The 17,716-nt window shown below is 55.7% G+C and carries 18 protein-coding genes and 1 riboswitch; of the genes, 9 read left to right on the top strand and 9 right to left on the bottom strand.

Going from position 1 to position 17,716, the window contains the following annotated elements; translation table 11 throughout:
- Positions 1–44 precede the first annotated feature (44 nt).
- On the bottom strand, positions 45–953 hold the full coding sequence (gene yvcK / locus ACJ9N4_RS01470) for a uridine diphosphate-N-acetylglucosamine-binding protein YvcK (protein WP_182919638.1): 909 nt from the start codon (positions 951–953) through the stop codon (positions 45–47).
- Between the two features lie 226 nt (positions 954–1,179).
- A riboswitch (molybdenum cofactor riboswitch) is annotated at positions 1,180–1,314 on the top strand.
- Here yvcK and moaA point away from each other — a divergent pair.
- The 6 genes from moaA (at position 1,302) to ACJ9N4_RS01440 (ending at position 4,775) form a co-directional block, all read left to right on the top strand.
- On the top strand, positions 1,302–2,291 hold the full coding sequence (gene moaA / locus ACJ9N4_RS01465) for a GTP 3',8-cyclase MoaA (protein WP_182919639.1): 990 nt from the start codon (positions 1,302–1,304) through the stop codon (positions 2,289–2,291). It overlaps the preceding riboswitch by 13 nt.
- A gap of 24 nt (positions 2,292–2,315) precedes the next feature.
- On the top strand, positions 2,316–2,828 hold the full coding sequence (gene moaB / locus ACJ9N4_RS01460; protein WP_182919640.1) for a molybdenum cofactor biosynthesis protein B: 513 nt from the start codon (positions 2,316–2,318) through the stop codon (positions 2,826–2,828).
- 3 nt (positions 2,829–2,831) lie between these two features.
- A complete protein-coding gene (gene moaC / locus ACJ9N4_RS01455; RefSeq protein ID WP_182919641.1) occupies positions 2,832–3,317 on the top strand; it encodes a cyclic pyranopterin monophosphate synthase MoaC in 486 nt (161 codons plus the stop codon).
- Positions 3,310–3,555 (top strand): molybdopterin synthase sulfur carrier subunit, encoded by a 246-nt coding sequence (gene moaD, locus ACJ9N4_RS01450; protein WP_182919642.1) that lies wholly within the window; start codon positions 3,310–3,312, stop codon positions 3,553–3,555. The genes moaC and moaD overlap by 8 nt, the downstream gene beginning before the upstream one ends.
- Position 3,556: 1 nt before the next feature.
- Positions 3,557–4,009, top strand: a complete 453-nt coding sequence (gene moaE / locus ACJ9N4_RS01445; protein WP_182919643.1) for a molybdopterin synthase catalytic subunit MoaE — start codon at positions 3,557–3,559, stop codon at positions 4,007–4,009.
- Positions 4,010–4,067: 58 nt separating this feature from the next.
- Positions 4,068–4,775 (top strand): Bax inhibitor-1 family protein, encoded by a 708-nt coding sequence (locus ACJ9N4_RS01440; protein WP_182274203.1) that lies wholly within the window; start codon positions 4,068–4,070, stop codon positions 4,773–4,775.
- A gap of 100 nt (positions 4,776–4,875) precedes the next feature.
- Here ACJ9N4_RS01440 and clsB read toward each other — a convergent pair whose 3' ends face one another.
- Positions 4,876–6,114: a cardiolipin synthase ClsB gene (gene clsB / locus ACJ9N4_RS01435; RefSeq protein WP_182919644.1), complete on the bottom strand. Its 1,239-nt coding sequence runs from the start codon at positions 6,112–6,114 to the stop codon at positions 4,876–4,878.
- 241 nt (positions 6,115–6,355) lie between these two features.
- Here clsB and ACJ9N4_RS01430 point away from each other — a divergent pair, with 241 nt between their 5' ends.
- A complete protein-coding gene (locus ACJ9N4_RS01430; RefSeq protein ID WP_182274205.1) occupies positions 6,356–6,766 on the top strand; it encodes a YbhQ family protein in 411 nt (136 codons plus the stop codon).
- Here ACJ9N4_RS01430 and ACJ9N4_RS01425 read toward each other — a convergent pair.
- The 5 genes from ACJ9N4_RS01425 to cecR are packed head-to-tail and all read right to left on the bottom strand — an operon-like array spanning position 6,728 to position 12,368.
- Positions 6,728–7,834, bottom strand: a complete 1,107-nt coding sequence (locus ACJ9N4_RS01425; RefSeq protein ID WP_182919645.1) for an ABC transporter permease — start codon at positions 7,832–7,834, stop codon at positions 6,728–6,730. The genes ACJ9N4_RS01430 and ACJ9N4_RS01425 overlap by 39 nt on opposite strands.
- Positions 7,835–7,843: 9 nt before the next feature.
- Positions 7,844–8,977, bottom strand: coding sequence for an ABC transporter permease (locus ACJ9N4_RS01420; protein ID WP_182274207.1), 1,134 nt, complete (start codon positions 8,975–8,977; stop codon positions 7,844–7,846).
- Positions 8,967–10,706 carry an ATP-binding cassette domain-containing protein gene (locus ACJ9N4_RS01415; protein ID WP_182919646.1) on the bottom strand — a complete coding sequence of 580 codons (1,740 nt, stop codon included), beginning with the start codon at positions 10,704–10,706 and terminating at the stop codon, positions 8,967–8,969. The genes ACJ9N4_RS01420 and ACJ9N4_RS01415 overlap by 11 nt, the downstream gene beginning before the upstream one ends.
- Positions 10,699–11,694, bottom strand: a complete 996-nt coding sequence (gene hlyD, locus ACJ9N4_RS01410) for a secretion protein HlyD (RefSeq protein WP_182919647.1) — start codon at positions 11,692–11,694, stop codon at positions 10,699–10,701. Before hlyD ends, ACJ9N4_RS01415 begins: the two co-directional genes overlap by 8 nt.
- On the bottom strand, positions 11,691–12,368 hold the full coding sequence (cecR, locus tag ACJ9N4_RS01405; protein ID WP_196391025.1) for a transcriptional regulator CecR: 678 nt from the start codon (positions 12,366–12,368) through the stop codon (positions 11,691–11,693). Before cecR ends, hlyD begins: the two co-directional genes overlap by 4 nt.
- A gap of 208 nt (positions 12,369–12,576) precedes the next feature.
- Here cecR and rhlE point away from each other — a divergent pair, with 208 nt between their 5' ends.
- Together rhlE and dinG are read left to right on the top strand one after the other, a co-directional pair.
- Positions 12,577–13,959, top strand: coding sequence for an ATP-dependent RNA helicase RhlE (gene rhlE, locus ACJ9N4_RS01400; protein ID WP_182274211.1), 1,383 nt, complete (start codon positions 12,577–12,579; stop codon positions 13,957–13,959).
- A 97-nt stretch (positions 13,960–14,056) separates the two neighbouring features.
- Positions 14,057–16,234: an ATP-dependent DNA helicase DinG gene (dinG, locus tag ACJ9N4_RS01395; protein ID WP_182919649.1), complete on the top strand. Its 2,178-nt coding sequence runs from the start codon at positions 14,057–14,059 to the stop codon at positions 16,232–16,234.
- Here the strand turns inward: dinG and ACJ9N4_RS01390 are convergent.
- Complete coding sequence (locus ACJ9N4_RS01390; protein ID WP_182274213.1) at positions 16,221–16,724, bottom strand: fimbrial protein; 504 nt, start codon at positions 16,722–16,724, stop codon at positions 16,221–16,223. The two genes, dinG and ACJ9N4_RS01390, sit on opposite strands and share 14 nt — an antisense overlap.
- Entirely contained in the window at positions 16,721–17,707 is a 987-nt protein-coding gene (locus ACJ9N4_RS01385; RefSeq protein WP_182274214.1) for a fimbrial protein, read from the bottom strand. The genes ACJ9N4_RS01390 and ACJ9N4_RS01385 overlap by 4 nt, the downstream gene beginning before the upstream one ends.
- Positions 17,708–17,716 lie beyond the last annotated feature (9 nt).

Genomic DNA, 17,716 nt, shown 5'->3' with positions numbered 1-17,716 from the left:
GTCTTTTGTAGCCCCGGTAAGCGCAGCGCCACCGGGGTTTTTTGTCAGCCCAGCGCCTGAATCGCCTTTTCCAGCGCTTCGCGCAGCAGATGGCGATCGTGGCGATACTGAATATCACTGGCTTCCAGCGGCTCCTGCACCACCACGCGGGCACTAATTCCTGACACATCCGCTTTCGGCCCGACCACCACCGCATCGATGATTTTTTTCCCGACGTACTGCTCCATGATGCCGAGCTTATCCGCAAGCGTCAGGCCTGCCGCCGCCGGGCTCAGTTCACGCCCTAAATTACCGATATAGACCACTGGTGCAGGGGTTCTGCGCAGCGCCTGGGCCAGCTCTTTGACCAGCAGAATGGGCATCAGGCTGGTATAAAAACTGCCCGGCCCAATCAGGATCAAATCCGCTTCGCCGATAGCATCAACGGCTTCGCGCGTCGCGGGCACGGCCGGATATGTCATAAGCTCTTTCGGCGGCAGGCAGAGCTGGTCGATATTTACTTCACCATAAACTTCATGGCCTTCCACGTCGATTGCCATCAAATCGACCGGTTGTTCAGACATCGGGATCAGGAATGCATCTACTTTAAGCAGATTTCGTATTAAATTGATGGCCTCAAGCGGGCGTACGCTCAGGTGATCCAGCGCCTTTAACATCAGATTTCCGAGGTTATGCCCGGAAAGTTCACCATTACCACCAAAACGGTACTCAAACATTGCCGAGGCGACGCTCGGTTCGGTGATTAACTGGTTAAGACAATTGCGCATATCACCCCAGGCGATCCCACCTTCGGCACGACGGATCCGTCCTGTAGATCCTCCGTTATCGGTCGTAGTGACTATCCCTGTTAACCTTGAGCCCAGTGAAGACAAAGAGGACATTACCCGTCCCAGACCGTGGCCTCCACCGAGAGCGACCACACGGTCAAGATCCGCAAAAGTGCGATTGCGCATACACATTCCTTATTACGTTCGAACAGCGTAACAGTACCCTAACTACCCCTAAAAGACGATGCTTCACCCGACGCAAAATGACGTATATCAATGCGAAAGTGCTGTTTTTGCGTATTCTGTAGCGAAAATGCACGATTACACCGCTATAAAGGTAATTATATAGCGAAAGGCGATAATGGCGAAGTGGTGATTTCCGCGCTACTATCGCCTTAACCACGTTTTCAAATTTGAAAACATACACTCTAGCCTTTGTGCCTGTGTCGAAAGATATGGCGCTCTGGCCGTGGCGGATTTGCCACCAGGGTACAGAAAGAAATGACTGTGCCTCCCGTATCTGGAAAGGTGTACATGGCTTCACAACTTACTGATGCTTTCGCGCGTAAGTTTTTCTACTTACGTCTGTCGATTACCGATGTGTGCAACTTCCGTTGCACCTACTGTCTGCCTGATGGCTACAAACCGGGCAGCGTCACCAATAACGGCTTTCTCTCCGTGGATGAAGTGCGCCGCGTCACGCGGGCGTTCTCTGAACTCGGCACGGAAAAGATCCGCCTGACCGGTGGTGAACCCTCTCTGCGTCGTGACTTCCCTGACATTATCGCGGCGGTGCGTGAAAACGAGCGTATCCGTCAAATTGCGGTGACCACCAATGGCTATCGCATGGCCCGTGATGTGGCGAACTGGCGCGATGCTGGCCTGACGGCGATTAACGTCAGCGTGGACAGCCTCGATGCCCGCCAGTTCCACGCCATTACCGGCCAGGACAAGTTCCGGCAGGTGATGGACGGTATTGACGCAGCGTTTGCTGCCGGTTTTGACAAGGTCAAAGTCAATACGGTGCTGATGCGCGATGTTAATCATCATCAACTGGACACCTTTCTGGCGTGGATCAAACCACGTCGCATTCAATTGCGTTTTATTGAGCTGATGGAAACCGGCGAGGGCAGTGAGTTGTTCCGTCGTCATCACATTTCCGGCATGGTGCTGCGCGACGAGTTGCTGAAGCGCGGCTGGATCCACCAGATCCGCCAGCGTAGCGACGGCCCGGCGCAGGTCTTTTGTCACCCTGATTACGAAGGGGAAATCGGGCTTATCATGCCGTATGAAAAAGACTTCTGCGCCAGCTGTAACCGCCTGCGCGTCTCCTCTGTCGGCAAGCTGCATCTTTGCTTGTTTGGCGATGGCGGCGTCGATCTGCGCGATCTGCTGGAAGATGATGCTCAACAGGACGCGCTTGAAGCGCGCATTTCCGAAGCGCTGACGCATAAAAAGCAAACTCACTTCCTGCATCAGGGCAACACCGGAATTACTCAGAACCTGTCATACATTGGCGGGTAATCAGGCTTAAGAAGGAATCATAAGATGAGTCAGGTAAGCGCAGAATTTATCCCGACACGTATTGCCATTCTGACCGTTTCCGACCGCCGTGGCGAAGAGGATGATACCTCCGGTCACTGGCTATGCGAGGCGGCACAGGAAGCAGGGCATAAAATCGTCGATAAAGCGATTGTGAAAGAGAACCGTTATGCTATTCGCGCCCAGGTTTCTCAGTGGATTGCGGGTGATGAGGTGCAGGTGGTGTTGATTACCGGCGGTACCGGGTTTACCGCGGGCGATCAGGCTCCTGAGGCGCTGATCCCGCTGTTCGACCGTGAAGTGGAAGGCTTTGGTGAAGTGTTCCGTATGCTCTCGTTTGAAGAGATTGGCACCTCCACGTTGCAGTCCCGTGCGGTGGCCGGTGTGGCAAACAACACGTTGATTTTCGCTATGCCTGGCTCCACCAAAGCCTGTCGCACCGCGTGGGATAACATTATCGCGCCGCAGCTGGATGCCCGCACCCGCCCGTGTAATTTCCACCCTCATTTAAAGAAATAAGTTATGTCGCAACTGACCCACATTAATGCCGCGGGTGAAGCCCATATGGTGGATGTCTCCGCCAAAGCGGAAACGGTACGTGAGGCACGCGCCGAAGCGTTTGTCACCATGCTGCCAGAGACGCTGGCGATGATTATCGACGGCAGCCACCACAAGGGCGATGTCTTTGCCACCGCCCGCATTGCCGGGATCCAGGCGGCGAAACGGACCTGGGACTTAATCCCGTTATGTCATCCGCTGATGCTGAGCAAGGTGGAGGTGAATCTTCAGGCGCAGCCAGAGCATAACCGGGTGCGCATTGAGTCGCTGTGTCGTTTAACCGGTAAAACCGGTGTTGAGATGGAAGCCCTGACTGCGGCGTCGGTTGCTGCGCTGACCATCTACGATATGTGCAAGGCCGTGCAGAAAGACATGGTGATTGGCCCGCTTCGCCTGCTGGCGAAAAGTGGCGGCAAATCCGGTGATTTTAAGGTGGACAGCCATGATTAAGGTTCTCTTTTTTGCGCAGGTACGCGAGCTGGTCAATACCGACAGCCTGACGCTCGATGCTCCCTTTGACGATGTTGCCGCACTTCGCACGCATCTGGCCGCGCAAAGCGACCGCTGGGCGCTGGCGCTGGATGAAGGTAAGTTGCTGGCCGCGGTGAATCAGACGCTGGTCGAGTTTACCCATCCGCTCACGGCAGGGGATGAAGTCGCTTTCTTCCCGCCGGTCACAGGAGGCTGAAATGGCGGAAACCCGAATTCTGGTCGACCACGCGCGTTTTAATGTCGGAACAGAATACAGCTGGCTGGCCGAACGTGATGAAGATGGTGCGGTTGTCACCTTCACCGGCAAAGTGCGTAACCACAACCTCGGCGACAGCGTGAAGGCACTGACGCTTGAGCACTATCCGGGCATGACGGAAAAATCGCTTGCGGAGATTGTCGGGCAGGCGCGCAGCCGCTGGCCGCTCGGACGGGTGACGGTTATCCACCGTATTGGTGAGATGTGGCCGGGTGAAGAGATTGTTTTTGTTGGGGTCACCAGCGCCCATCGCAGCAGCGCGTTCGCAGCAGGGGAATTCATTATGGATTACCTCAAGACCAAAGCACCATTCTGGAAGCGTGAAGCAACACCAGAGGGGGACCGCTGGGTTGAGTCGCGTGACAGCGACAAACAAGCGGCCGGCCGTTGGTAGTTGGTTTACGCAAATGTGTTAGTCTTAACGTGTGTGTCTACTTAATCAGGAGTGAATCATGGACCGATTTCCGCGTTCCGATTCGATAGTACAGCAGACCCGTAGCGGACTGCAGACGTATATGGCTCAGGTGTATGGCTGGATGACGGTCGGCTTACTGCTGACGGCGTTTATCGCGTGGTATGCGGCCAATACGCCTGAACTGATGATGTTTATCTTCTCCAGCAAAATCACCTTCTTTGGGCTGATTATTGCACAGCTGGCGCTGGTGTTTGTCCTGTCGGGAATGGTGCAGAAGCTCAGCGCCGGAATGGCAACCACGCTGTTTATGCTCTATTCGGCACTGACGGGGCTAACGCTCTCCAGCATTTTTATCGTCTATACCTACTCGTCCATCGCCAGTACGTTTGTGGTGACCGGTGGGATGTTTGGCGCGATGAGCCTGTGGGGTTACACCACCAAACGTGACCTGAGCGGTTTTGGCAGTATGCTGCTGATGGGGCTGATTGGGATTGTGCTGGCGTCGCTGGTTAACCTGTGGCTGAAGAGCGAAGCGCTGATGTGGGCCGTGACCTACATTGGGGTGCTGGTCTTCGTCGGGCTGACGGCATACGACACGCAGAAGCTGAAGAACATTGGCGAGCAGATTGACGTGCGCGACAGCTCAAACCTGCGCAAATACTCCATTCTGGGTGCGCTGACGCTGTATCTGGACTTCATCAACCTGTTCCTGATGCTGCTGCGTATTCTGGGCAACCGTCGCTAAGGTTGTTTTGCCGGGTGGCGGCTTCGCCACCCGACTTAAATCCCGTTGTAACGCCTTCTCATTCTTCTTCCGGCTCTTCAGTATCAAATAACCGTCAACATCAGGTTTTCTCTCCGTCTTCCACCTCTACGCGATCCTGAGTTTCCATTTTGGGCTGCACAGGGGGAGCCACACGTGCCAGCGTTGGTGTATGAGCGGGCAGCCAGCCCACCATCGCCGGGAAATGACGCAGGAAGTGGAACGCCAGCACGCTTTTTCCGAGATTCCACCAGGTGCGTTTCGGTACCATCGAGTCATCCACACGCACACAGTCATTGTCGAGCAGACCCTGCAGGTTATCGCGCAGGGTCTGATTAAACTGGCGATCGTGAATGATCAGGTTGGCTTCCAGATTAAGGGATAAACTCAGCGGATCAAGATTACTGGAGCCGACGGTCGCCCAGTGATCGTCCATCAGCGCGACCTTGCCGTGCAGCGGTCGGCGGCGATATTCATAGATTTGTACGCCGCCTTTCACCAGATAGTTGTAGAGCAGGCGCGCACCGACCTTCACAATCGGTATATCCGGCTCACCCTGCACAATCAGTTTTACGCGCACGCCGCGTCGGGCGGCGTTACGCATGGCGTGAAGCAGGCGATAGCCGGGGAAGAAATAGGCATTGGCAATGATGACTTCATGCTTCGCCTTCGCCAGCATTTTCAGGTAGTGATGTTCGATATCGTTCCGGTGCTCAGCGTTATCCCGCCAGACAAACAGCGCCTGCGCTTCTCCGGGATGCCGGTTCTCTTCGGGGCGATGGCGGCGTACCCACCAGTGGTGGGAGACCTCTTTACCCGACAGGTTTTCCAGTTCGAACAGCAAGATGTCCTGAACCACGGGGCCTTCAATTTGAATGGCGTAATCCTGTTTGGCCTCTGCTCCATAGTCGGACATATGTTCAGCGGAATAGTTAATGCCGCCGACGAACGCCATCGCTTCATCCACAACCACAATTTTGCGGTGCATCCGGCGAAAGAGGTTAGTGCGCATACCAAACAGGCGAGATCCAGGATCGTAGTAGCGGAACACCACGCCCGCCGAGGTGAGCGCGTTGACGAAATCATCGCTAAGATCCGGTGAACCATAGTCATCAAGTAATACGTCGATTTTGATACCACGCAGTGCGGCGCGCAACAGCACGGCATGCAACCGTCTCCCCACGTCGTCTTCGAACCAGATAAAGGTCTCGAGGATCACCTTCTCCCGCGCGCGGCTGATGGCATCAAAAACCGCCGGATAGTAGTTATCACCATTTTCCAGCAGCGTAATGCGGTTACCTTCCCGCCAGACGCATCTCATAGGTGGATCTCCACGCTGATAAAATGAAGCAGCAGTTAAATACGATGAAGCTATCATGAATGTTTATTGTCAGCACGTTACGCGAGAAAGCGGTATTTTATGGGCCATAAACGCCTTCCAGGATGACTATCCTGATGAAAATAAAGTGTAGTCGGCGTCACAAAAAGATGCGGTGTTACGGAATTTTCCGTAAAGTGCGGTAGTCTGAATAAGCAGAGAAATATTCTTCAGGAGAGAAGCCATGAAGTGGCAACAACGCGTTCGTGTCGCAACTGGCCTGAGTTGCTGGCAGATAATGTTGCATTTACTGGTCGTGGCCGTACTGGTGATGGGCTGGATGAGCGGCACGCTGGTGCGTGTTGGCCTGGGATTATGTGTGCTTTACGGCGTAACCGTGCTGTCGATGCTGTTCTTACAGCGTCACCATGAAGCACGCTGGCGCGAAGTGGGTGATGTGCTCGAAGAGCTCACCACCACCTGGTATTTTGGTGCGGCGATGATCGTTCTGTGGCTACTGTCACGCGTGCTGCAAAACAACCTGTTGCTGGCCCTGGCCGGTCTGGCCATTCTTGCAGGGCCTGCGGTTGTCTCTTTACTTACCAAAGAGAAAAAGCTACGCAATGTTTCGTCTAAACATCGCGTACGCCACTGACCCCGTCGTGGCCGCTATGACCAGTAGCGGCCACAAACTTCCCCAGATAATGTCCAGACTCGCATCCTTCAGATAGATTTGCTTGGTGATGTCCGTAAAGTGACGAATCGGGTTTATCCACGTCAGATCCTGTAACCACACCGGCATGTTCTCAACCGGAGAGACATAACCTGAGAGCAAAATCGCCGGCATCATAAAGACGAACACGCCAATAAATGCCTGCTGCTGTGTCGAGCAAAGCGCCGAGATCAGCAAACCAAAACCAACCAGCGACAGCCCGTAAATCACCATCGTGCAGTAGAACAGCGCCAGCGATCCGGCAAACGGAATTTGGTATGCCCAGATCCCAACTCCCAGCACGATAGTGGCCTGGAAGGTGGCGACAATCAGCGCCGGAACCGCTTTGCCGACGAAAATCTGCCAGGTTGCCAGAGGGGAAACCAGAAGCTGGTCAAGCGTACCTTGCTCGCGCTCGCGGGCGACGGAAAGTGACGTGACAATCATCACCCCAATGGTGGTGATCATGGCGATCAGCGACGGCACCACAAACCACTTGTAATCCAGATTTGGGTTGTACCAGTTGCGCACTACCAGCTCGCTGTTATTGGGTTTGGTTTTACCTTCCATCAGCTCCTGCTGGTAATTTTTCACTATCTGTTGCAGGTAATTAGCCGCTATCTGGGCACTGTTAGAGTTACGCCCGTCGAGGATGAGTTGCATCGGTGCGGTCTGGAAAGTGTCCAGGTTGCGGGAGAAATCTGCCGGGAACCGGACCAGCAGCAACGCTTTTTGCGTGTCAATGGTGGGCTGGATCGCCTGCGGGCTTTTCAGCAACAGGATGTGGGTAAACGCCTTCGCCCGGGCAAAACGCTGGGTCAGTTCGACAGAATGTTTGCCACTGTCTTCGTTGTAGATGGCAATGGTAGCGTTCGTCACCTCAAGCGTCGCGGCGAACGGGAACAGAAAAACCTGTATCAACACCGGCAAAACCAGAATGACACGGGTCTGCGGCTCGCGCAGCAGCGACTGTAGCTCTTTGCGGATCAATGTCCATAAACGGTGAAACATATTCGCTCCTTAATCCAGTCGCCGTTTGGTCTTCACCCACGTCAACCCAATGAACATCGTCGCCGAGGCCATCAGAAACAGGGTGTTGATAATCAGCACCAGCGGAATATTCCCCGCCAGGAACAGGCTTTGCAACGTACTCACAAAGTAACGCGCCGGAATAATGTACGTCACCGCGCGGATCACGGCGGGCATACTGTCTATCTGAAAGATAAACCCGGACAGCATAATCGACGGTAAAAAGGCGGCATTGAGCGCCACCTGGGCGGCGTTAAACTGGTTACGGGTCACGGTCGAGATGAGCAGCCCCATCCCCAGCGTGCTCAGCAGAAACAGGCTGGTGATGAAAAAGAGCAGCACCAGCGAGCCGCGATACGGCACACCGAGGATAAATACCGACACCAGCATGCAAAGCAGCATCGCCAGCATGCCGAGGAAGTAGTAGGGGATGAGTTTGCAGAGCAGCAGCTCTGCCCGCGTCACCTCAGTCGAGAGCAGTGCTTCCATTGTGCCGCGCTCCCACTCGCGGGCAATCACCAGCGAGGTGAGGATCGCGCCAATTACCGTCATGATGATGGTGACCGCGCCCGGAATAATAAAATGCTGGCTGATGGCGGCGGGGTTAAACCAGTAACGTGTCTGCACGTCGATCAGCGGTTCAAACGTTTCGCCTCTGTCCTCGGCTCGCTGCATTTGCCAGAGCTGCCAGATGCCTTCCACATAACCCTGCACGAAATTAGCCGTGTTTGGCTCGCTACCGTCGGTGATCACCTGAATGGGGGCGTCGGTATTCGCCCGCGCCATATTGGCGTCGAAATCTACCGGGATCACCACCAGCCCGCGAATTTTCCCGGCCTGCATCTTCTGGATCAACGCCTGGCGATTGTCGCTGATGGTGGCGTCAATATAGGGGGATCCGGTCATGGCATGGGTGAAGTCCAGCGCTTCTTTGCTCTGCTGTTCCAGTAAAATGCCCACCCGCAGCTTGCTCGAATCAAGGTTGATCCCGTAGCCAAAGATAAACAGCAGCATCAGGGGGATCACCACGGCAATCAGCCAGCTACTGGGGTCACGCACAATCTGGCGTGTCTCTTTGACGCACAATGCGCGCACCCTGCGCCACGAAATAGCGTTACTGCGCATCGGTATGCTCCTTATCCCAGTCGTGGATGAGGGTGATAAATGCCTGCTCCATCGTTGGGTCGGGCTGGCTGTCGTCTGCGGCCTGCGTTTTGAGCGAGTCCGGTGTACCGTGGGCAATCAGTTTGCCGCGATAGACCAGCCCGATGCGGTCGCAGTATTCCGCTTCATCCATGAAGTGGGTAGTGACCATCACCGTCACCCCTTTTTCCACCATGCTGTTGATGTGCAACCAGAACTCGCGACGGGTGAGGGGATCCACGCCCGAGGTCGGCTCATCGAGAAACAGAATATCCGGTTCATGCATCAGCGAGCAGGCCAGCGCCAGCCGCTGTTTGAATCCAAGCGGCAGTTCGTCGGTGGCGTGGGACGCTATGTTCGACAGGCCAAAGGCCTCACACATGCGGCTGATTTTCTCGTTTTGCGCCCGTCCGCGCAGGCCGTAAACGCCGGAGAAAAAGCGCAGGTTTTGCTCGACCGTCAGGTTGCCGTACAGCGAGAATTTCTGCGCCATATAACCCAGATGCTGACGCGCTTTACCGGAGCTGACCTTCAGATCCATATCCAGCACCAGCGCTTTGCCGGAGGTGGGGACCAGCAGCCCACACATCATCTTAAAGGTGGTGGATTTTCCTGCCCCGTTTGGGCCGAGCAGGCCAAAAATCTCACCGCGCTTCACGGCGAAATTGACGTTATCGGTGGCAGCAAAATCGCCGAACTTCTTCGTGAGGGATTTCGCTTCGATCACCGTTTCACCGGGCGTACCGTCGACCGTGTGCAGGATAGCGCCCAGTGGTGATTCCGATGTGCCCGCGCCGCCCAGCAGATCGATAAACGCATCTTCAAAGCGTGGCGCTGTCTCTTCAAGGTCTATTTCCGGTATGCCCGGTGCGTGGCGAATATCCGCTGCCGTGGCCCCTTTTTTGAGGATCACGCGCACGGAGCGGCCCTGAATCATCCCGTCGCTGACCAGCGGTAGCCTGAGCACCCGCTGCAGCAGCTTGCGGTTGGACTCCTGCGGGCTGTGCAGCAGGAAGCTGCGTCCGGCCATGCTTTGCGTCAGCGTTGTGGGTTCACCCTGGTAGAGCAGTTCGCCTTCGTTCATCAGCAGCACGTCGCGGCATTGCTCGGCTTCATCGAGATAAGAGGTGCTCCAGAGGATCAGCATTCCGTCACCTGCCAGTTCATGCACCATCTGCCACAGTTCGCGGCGTGAAATCGGGTCGACACCCACGCCGGGTTCATCCAGCAGCAGCACCTTCGGCTCTCCCACCAGTGTACAGGCCAGCCCCAGCTTCTGCTTCATCCCGCCGGAGAGCTTGCCTGCCAGCCGGCCAGTGAATGGGCCAAGTGAGGTAAATTCCAGCAGACGAGCGAAGGTTTTTTGCCGGGTCTCACCGGTAACGCTGCGCAGGTCGGCGTACAGATTCAGGTTTTCCATCACCGTCAGGTCTTCATACAGACCAAATTTCTGTGGCATATAACCCAGCATGGCGTGGAGCGCACTGTCGTCGTGGATGGGGTCGAGGCCGAGTACGCTGGCGCTGCCGTCATCGGGCTTCAGTAGCCCCGCCAGCATTCGCATCAGCGTGGTTTTGCCTGCACCATCCGGGCCGACCAGCCCGGTCACATAGCCTTTCTGGATGGTACAGTTCAGCGGGGCAACGGCCGGTTTATCCAGGCCCGCGAAGCGTTTTACCAGATTGTTGAGCTGGATAACCGTGTCATTCATGTCGTTTCCCGTCGTTGAATTTTACGGTTACCGGCATACCCTGGCGCAGGGCGTCGTCGGCATCGGTCACGATGATGCGCAGGCGGTACACCAGAGCGGTACGCAGATCCGGTGTTTCAACGGTTTTTGGCGTGAACTCGGCAGTCGGGGAGACAAACCCGACGATGCCGTGATACGGCTTGTCCGGGCGACCGTCGGTATAGAGCAGCAGCTCCCGGCCCGGCTGCACCTGGCCGAGGCTGGGTTCATCAATGTAGGCGCGTACCCACACCGGACGGGTCAGTGACAGTGTTAAGACGGTACTGCCCGCGCTTAACATGCTGCCTGGTTCCACGGCGCGGGTCATCAGCGTGCCGTCAGAGGGGGCAACCAGTGTGGTATCGTGCAGATCCAGTTCCGCCTGGGCCAGCTGCGCCTGTGCCTGTTCAAGGCTGGCTTTTGCCTGAGCAATATTCTGCGGGCGGTTACCGGTATGGTACTGGCTTAATTTATCCTGTGCGGATTTCAGTGTTGCCTGCGCCTGGTCGCGGGAGGAACGCGCATTTTCCAGGTCATTGGCTGAAATCGTGCGACTTTTCCACAACCCTTGCTGACGCGCATAGAAGTTCTGCGCATAGTCATAGGCCGCCTGTGCCTGTTTAACGGCTGCGGCGGCTTGGGCAATCTCTTCATCGCGATAGCCTGCCAGCATCAGGTCATACTGCGCCTGAGCGACAGACACCCCTGCCTTTGCCTGCATCAGCGCATTCTCGTATGGCGCTTTGTCCAGCATTCCCAGCATCTGCCCGCTTTTAATGGTATCGCCTTCGTCCACGGTGAGCGACGCCAGACGACCACCGACGCGGAAGCTCATGTTCACGGTACGAATATCGACATTGCCATACAGCGTCAGGCCTTTGTCCTGATGGCTCTGATACCACAGCCAGCCACCAACACCTGCGGCAAGCAGAACAACAACCACCAGAATGATGGCGACAGGTTTTTTCATGACTTCAGGCTCCTTTGCGTTAAGCCTTGCAGGATCAGATCGAGATGACAGGTGATGACCTGGCTAATCTGCGCGGCTTTATCCTCATCAAATTGTGTCCAGCCAGTACGTAGCAGGATAGTTTCCCGCCCCAGACGAAAGGCGAGCACTTCGCCCAGCAGGGCGTGGGTATGCAAGATGGTTTCTGTATCGTTGGCATCACGCCCGGTATAGGCCGCAATAAGCCGGGCCAGGTGGGTGTGCATCGGGGCAATGACCTGATCGTGAACCAGCTGATAGGCCGCAGTGGGGGAGAGCTGCTCACGGGAGATAAATTTACTCAGGTTCAGCGTATCGTCATGCGTCAACAGGCGGATCATATTGTGACAGGCATTGAGGATAAGCTGACGAATAGCGGCACGATCGGGTGACGGCTGGCTGAACAGCCTGGAGGCCTCGTCAATGTGCGGGCGAAAATTCGTGCCGATAAAATCGGCGATCGACTGCGCGCAGGCGAGGTACAAATCCTCTTTTGAGCCAAAATAGTAAGTAATGGCCGCAATGTTCTGCCCGGCCTGCGCGGCGATATCACGCGTGGTGGCATGTAACCCATACTCACCAAACTGCGCCAGTGCGGCGGCGATAAGCTGGCTTTTGGCCTGTTCACCTTTAGAGGTGGTCGGGGTTATATTCATGGCGGCATTAAAAATTAATCAATCGATTGATTAAGATTATGCCTTATTCGCAGTATCGTCGAGGGCGTGCTGAGGGATATTTTATGCGCCATGTCACAAAAGCTGCTACACTCCGCTGCTTCGCGACATTGTGGTTTTTGTCCTCTCCTTTATCGTTATATCTCCCTGAAAACTACACCTGTGACGGTCGGGGCGGTTCGGAGTTTTTATGTCTTTTGATTCCCTTGGCCTGAACCCGGAAATCCTGCGTGCAATTGCAGAGCAGGGTTACCTCGAGCCAACCCCGATCCAGAAGCAGGCGATCCCTGCCGTGCTGGAAGGCCGCGACCTGATGGCCAGTGCTCAGACCGGTACCGGTAAAACCGCAGGCTTTACTCTGCCGCTGTTAGAGCTGCTGGTAAAAAACCAGCCGCACGCGAAAGGCCGCCGTCCGGTTCGGGCGCTGATCCTCACGCCAACCCGTGAACTGGCCGCGCAAATTGGTGAGAACGTGCGTGAGTACAGCCGCTATCTCAACATTCGCTCGCTGGTGGTTTTCGGTGGGGTGAGCATCAACCCGCAGATGATGAAATTGCGTGGTGGTGTGGACGTGCTGGTGGCAACGCCGGGCCGTCTGCTGGATCTGGAACACCAAAACGCGGTGAAGCTGGATCAAATTGAAATTCTGGTGCTGGACGAAGCCGACCGCATGCTGGACATGGGCTTTATCCACGATATCCGCCGCGTGCTGGCTAAGCTGCCACCGCGTCGTCAGAACCTGTTGTTCTCTGCGACCTTCTCCGACGACATCAAGGCACTTGCTGAAAAGCTGCTGCACAACCCGCTGGAAATCGAAGTAGCGCGTCGTAACACCGCCTCTGAGCAGGTCACGCAGCACGTACACTTTGTTGATAAAAAGCGTAAGCGGGAACTGCTTTCCCAGATGATTGGCCAGGGTAACTGGCAGCAGGTGCTGGTCTTTACCCGTACCAAGCACGGTGCAAACCACCTGGCAGAGCAGCTGAACAAAGACGGCATTCGCAGTGCGGCGATCCACGGCAACAAGAGCCAGGGGGCACGTACCCGCGCGCTGGCTGATTTCAAATCCGGTGATATCCGCGTGCTGGTGGCCACCGACATTGCCGCGCGTGGCCTGGACATTGAAGAGCTGCCACACGTGGTGAACTATGAGCTGCCAAACGTGCCGGAAGATTACGTACACCGTATTGGTCGTACCGGCCGCGCGGCGGCCACCGGTGAAGCGCTCTCTCTGGTGTGTGTCGATGAACACAAACTGTTGCGCGACATTGAGCGTCTGCTGAAAAAAGAGATCCCGCGTATCGAAACCCCGGGCTATGAAGTGGATCCATCCATCAAAGCGGAGCCGATCCAGAACGGTCGTCAGGGCGGTGGTCGCGGTCAGGGTGGCGGCGGTCGTGGTCAGCAACCGCGTCGCTCTGAAGGCGGTGCGCCAAAATCATCCGCTAAACCTCCGCGTCGTAACAACGATGCTAAACCGGCGGGTGAAAACCCGTGGCGCAGTGGTGAAGGGAAACCGGCAGGGGAAGGGCAGCGCCGACGCCGCCCGCGTAAACCTGCTAACGCGCAGTAATCTGGAAGCCCGGCAGTAAAGCCGGGCTTTTCTTTTTGCGGCAACGGAAAGAAAGTGCCACAATAGTGGCTGTTTATACAGTATTTCAGGTTTTCCGATGGCTTTAACCGCGGCGCTCAAAGCGCAAATTGGTGCCTGGTATAAGGCGCTACAACAACAGATCCCCGATTTTATCCCCCGAGCGCCACAGCGGCAGATGATTGCTGACGTGGCAAAAACGCTTGCCGGGGACGACGGACGACATCTGGCGATTGAAGCCCCGACGGGCGTCGGGAAAACCCTTTCCTATCTGATCCCGGGCATTGCCATTGCGCGGGAAGAACAAAAGACGCTGGTGGTCAGCACCGCCAATGTGGCGCTGCAGGATCAGATCTACAGCAAAGACTTGCCTCTGCTGCGCAAAATTATTCCCGAACTGCGTTTTACCGCCGCTTTTGGTCGCGGGCGTTATGTCTGCCCACGCAACCTGGCGGCGCTCGCCAGTAGCGAACCCACCCAGCAGGATCTGCTGGCGTTTCTCGATGATGAACTGACGCCAAACAATAAGGCTGAACAGGATCGGTGTGCGAAGCTGAAAGCCGATCTCGACAGCTACAAATGGGATGGACTGCGCGATCATACCAATCAGGCGATTGACGACGACTTGTGGCGCAGGCTCAGCACTGATAAAGCCAGTTGTCTGAACCGCAACTGTCACTACTATCGTGAGTGCCCGTTTTTTGTTGCACGGCGTGAAATTCAGGAAGCAGAAGTGGTGGTGGCAAACCATGCTCTGGTCATGGCCGCGCTGGAGAGTGAAGCGGTCCTGCCGGAACCCAAAAACTTGTTGCTGGTGCTCGATGAAGGCCATCATCTGCCTGATGTGGCGCGGGATGCGCTGGAGATGAGCGCTGAAATTACCGCCCCGTGGTTCCGTCTACAGCTCGACCTGTTCTGCAAGCTGGTGGCAACCTGCATGGAGCAGTTCCGCCCGAAAACTACGCCGCCGCTGGCGGTGCCTGAGCGGCTGAGCGAGCACTGTGAAGAGGGGTACACGCTCATTTCGTCACTGAACAATATCCTGAACCTTTACCTTCCGGCGACGCAGGAAGCGGAGCACCGCTTTGCCATGGGCGAACTGCCGGAAGAGGTGATGGAGATTTGCCAGCAGCTGGCAAAGCATCTTGAAAAGCTGCGCGGGCTGGCGGAGATGTTCTTAAACGATCTCAGTGAGAAAACGGGCACCCATGACGTGGTGCGTCTGCATCGCGTGTTGTTGCAGATGAACCGCGCACTCGGCATGTTCGAAGCGCAAAGCAAGCTCTGGCGACTGGCCTCCATGGCACAGGCCTCCGGCGCACCGGTCACCAAATGGGCCACCCGTGAAGCGAAAGACGGGCAGGTACATCTTTTCTTCCACTGCGTGGGCATTCGCGTGGCCGACCAGCTGGAAAAGCTCATCTGGCGCAGCGTACCACATGTGGTGGTGACCTCTGCGACGCTGCGCTCCCTGAACAGCTTCTCCCGTTTGCAGGAGATGAGCGGTCTGAGAGAAAAAGCTGGCGACCGCTTTGTGGCGCTGGACTCACCGTTTAATCACTGCGAGCAGGGTAAGCTGGTGATCCCGCGTATGAAGTACGAGCCGCTTATCGACAACGAAGAGCAGCACATTGCTGAGATGGCGGCCTATTTTCGCGAACAGGTAGAGAGCAAAAAATACCCTGGCATGCTGGTGTTGTTTGCCAGCGGACGTGCGATGCAGCGTTTTCTGGAACACGTCACCGACCTGCGTTTACTCCTGCTTGTTCAGGGCGACCAGCCGCGCTATCGGCTGGTTGAGTTACACCGCAAACGCATTGATAACGGTGAGCGCAGTGTGCTGGTGGGGTTGCAGTCTTTCGCCGAAGGTCTGGATCTGAAGGGGGATTACCTCACTCAGGTACATATCCACAAGATAGCCTTCCCGCCCATCGACAGCCCGGTGGTGATCACCGAAGGAGAGTGGCTGAAAAGCCTGAATCGCTATCCGTTTGAGGTGCAAAGTCTGCCCGCTGCGTCGTTTAACCTGATTCAACAGGTGGGGCGTCTGATCCGTAGCCACGGCTGCTGGGGAGAGGTGGTGATTTATGATAAACGGTTGCTTACCAAAAACTACGGTCAGCGGTTATTGAATGCGTTGCCCGTTTTCCCCATCGAGCAACCGGAGGTGCCTGAGGTAAAAAAACGCCCGGCACAACGGGCTGCGGGGCGTAAAAAAAGCATCCGTACCAGGGGGCGCAGCCCTACTGGTAAGTAAAGGTCACCTGTACGATGCTGTTGAATGTGCCGGCAGTGACGGGCATCGAGGTGGCGTAATAACGCGCAGCTAAGGGGAAGTCTGCCGTATGATCGCTTTGATTAATCAGCACGCTAAAACTGGCCTCCGGGGCGATAAGCATTTTATCCGGGCGATCGGCCAGTTCGAGAGCCAGACCGCCAGCTGTGCCGGTATTCGCAAATTTCGTCGGGTGTGCTCCGTCCGCCTGTCCGTGAAACGTGGCGGTGGCAAGCGTTGTGGTGACCGGGCATTTCGAGAGCGTCAGATCAACGTTTTTCCAGACTCCCGTGTCACCGATGTCTTTAAAATCCCCGGACGTCGCCTGGCCGAGATCGACCGTTAAATTTTGGCTGGCACTGTCTACGGAGCAGGTGTTCGCGAAGATGTTCCCCCGCATCTCTACCTGAATATCGTCCGCAATAGCGTTATACGCCAGGCCAAAAAGCAAAATCAGAAGATACTTTTTCATTTATAGCCCAGTGTAATGGTGGCAATGCTGTTGGCAGTACCAGGGGTTACGTCGGCGGCTATCTGCTCATAAGCCACTTCGAAGGGGATCTCCAGCGTCTGGTTGGCCTGTGCCACTGCGGCGGTGTCCCTGTAGGTACCGAAAACAGGGACTTCGCCATCATATAACATACGAACTCCCACCCCGGTTGCGACACCAGTTTCTGGGGTCAGTTTGATAACGCCAGGAAAATCTGTCTCGTAGCCATTCGCACTCGTCACCATCGCTTCAGGCTGAACGGTGTCGGTGCAATTGACGTCAACATAAAACGTTTTACCGGGTGTCAGCGTGCCGGTGCCTGTAAAATCGCTGACCGGGAAATCACCTAACGTGATCGTCAGGCTTTTTGGCGATACCGAGCAGGTCACTTCGTTAAATGTGACATTCCCTGCGTAGGAGATAACGTTGGGTTCGCCAATCCCCTCATGGCCAAATACGCCAATACCAAACTGGGTTTGTGCCTGAGCCAACATTCCTGATGCGATCTCATTGCTGGTTTTCACCAGCTCAAGTGTGACGTCAAAACTGAAGGATTGCTGCCCGTCGCTGGAGACGTAGCCAATGGGGGTGCCGCGAGAATCACACTGTACGCCACCCGCACCACTGATGCGCTGGCCCTTGTCGTTCATCAACGCGATGCCAATGCCAGGTACGCCCGAGTCATAAACGCCAGTCATGCCCGGGATTTCCGCACCCGTGCCGTAATAGCAGGAGACAATTTCCAGACCACTATCGATGTTTTGATCGCAGTTTCCCGCCACATGCACTGTCTGTTCCGAACCGGGAATGATCGCCCCTACAGCCAGCGTTGTGGAGACCGAAATCGAGGCGACGTTAATCATTTTCGGCATATCCGGAGTGGTACAGGTCGCTTTCGCATGCGGCATAAATAACGCTGCAGTTCCCAGAATCAGTAAAAAAAAGCATTGCTTAATCAATTGCATAATATTTAG

The organism is Enterobacter sp. LM3, assembly GCF_046622475.1.
GTDB lineage: Bacteria > Pseudomonadota > Gammaproteobacteria > Enterobacterales > Enterobacteriaceae > Enterobacter > Enterobacter cloacae_P.
The sequence above is the reverse complement of the archived record's forward strand: the minus strand, read 5'-3'. Positions and strand labels throughout refer to the sequence as shown.

Coding starts and splice junctions, on each gene's coding strand:
- yvcK (WP_182919638.1), bottom strand. CDS start 953: ATGCGCAATCGCACTTTTGCGGATCTTGACCGTGTGGTCGCTCTCGGT.
- moaA (WP_182919639.1), top strand. CDS start 1,302: ATGGCTTCACAACTTACTGATGCTTTCGCGCGTAAGTTTTTCTACTTA.
- moaB (WP_182919640.1), top strand. CDS start 2,316: ATGAGTCAGGTAAGCGCAGAATTTATCCCGACACGTATTGCCATTCTG.
- moaC (WP_182919641.1), top strand. CDS start 2,832: ATGTCGCAACTGACCCACATTAATGCCGCGGGTGAAGCCCATATGGTG.
- moaD (WP_182919642.1), top strand. CDS start 3,310: ATGATTAAGGTTCTCTTTTTTGCGCAGGTACGCGAGCTGGTCAATACC.
- moaE (WP_182919643.1), top strand. CDS start 3,557: ATGGCGGAAACCCGAATTCTGGTCGACCACGCGCGTTTTAATGTCGGA.
- ACJ9N4_RS01440 (WP_182274203.1), top strand. CDS start 4,068: ATGGACCGATTTCCGCGTTCCGATTCGATAGTACAGCAGACCCGTAGC.
- clsB (WP_182919644.1), bottom strand. CDS start 6,114: ATGAGATGCGTCTGGCGGGAAGGTAACCGCATTACGCTGCTGGAAAAT.
- ACJ9N4_RS01430 (WP_182274205.1), top strand. CDS start 6,356: ATGAAGTGGCAACAACGCGTTCGTGTCGCAACTGGCCTGAGTTGCTGG.
- ACJ9N4_RS01425 (WP_182919645.1), bottom strand. CDS start 7,834: ATGTTTCACCGTTTATGGACATTGATCCGCAAAGAGCTACAGTCGCTG.
- ACJ9N4_RS01420 (WP_182274207.1), bottom strand. CDS start 8,977: ATGCGCAGTAACGCTATTTCGTGGCGCAGGGTGCGCGCATTGTGCGTC.
- ACJ9N4_RS01415 (WP_182919646.1), bottom strand. CDS start 10,706: ATGAATGACACGGTTATCCAGCTCAACAATCTGGTAAAACGCTTCGCG.
- hlyD (WP_182919647.1), bottom strand. CDS start 11,694: ATGAAAAAACCTGTCGCCATCATTCTGGTGGTTGTTGTTCTGCTTGCC.
- cecR (WP_196391025.1), bottom strand. CDS start 12,368: ATGAATATAACCCCGACCACCTCTAAAGGTGAACAGGCCAAAAGCCAG.
- rhlE (WP_182274211.1), top strand. CDS start 12,577: ATGTCTTTTGATTCCCTTGGCCTGAACCCGGAAATCCTGCGTGCAATT.
- dinG (WP_182919649.1), top strand. CDS start 14,057: ATGGCTTTAACCGCGGCGCTCAAAGCGCAAATTGGTGCCTGGTATAAG.
- ACJ9N4_RS01390 (WP_182274213.1), bottom strand. CDS start 16,724: ATGAAAAAGTATCTTCTGATTTTGCTTTTTGGCCTGGCGTATAACGCT.
- ACJ9N4_RS01385 (WP_182274214.1), bottom strand. CDS start 17,707: ATGCAATTGATTAAGCAATGCTTTTTTTTACTGATTCTGGGAACTGCA.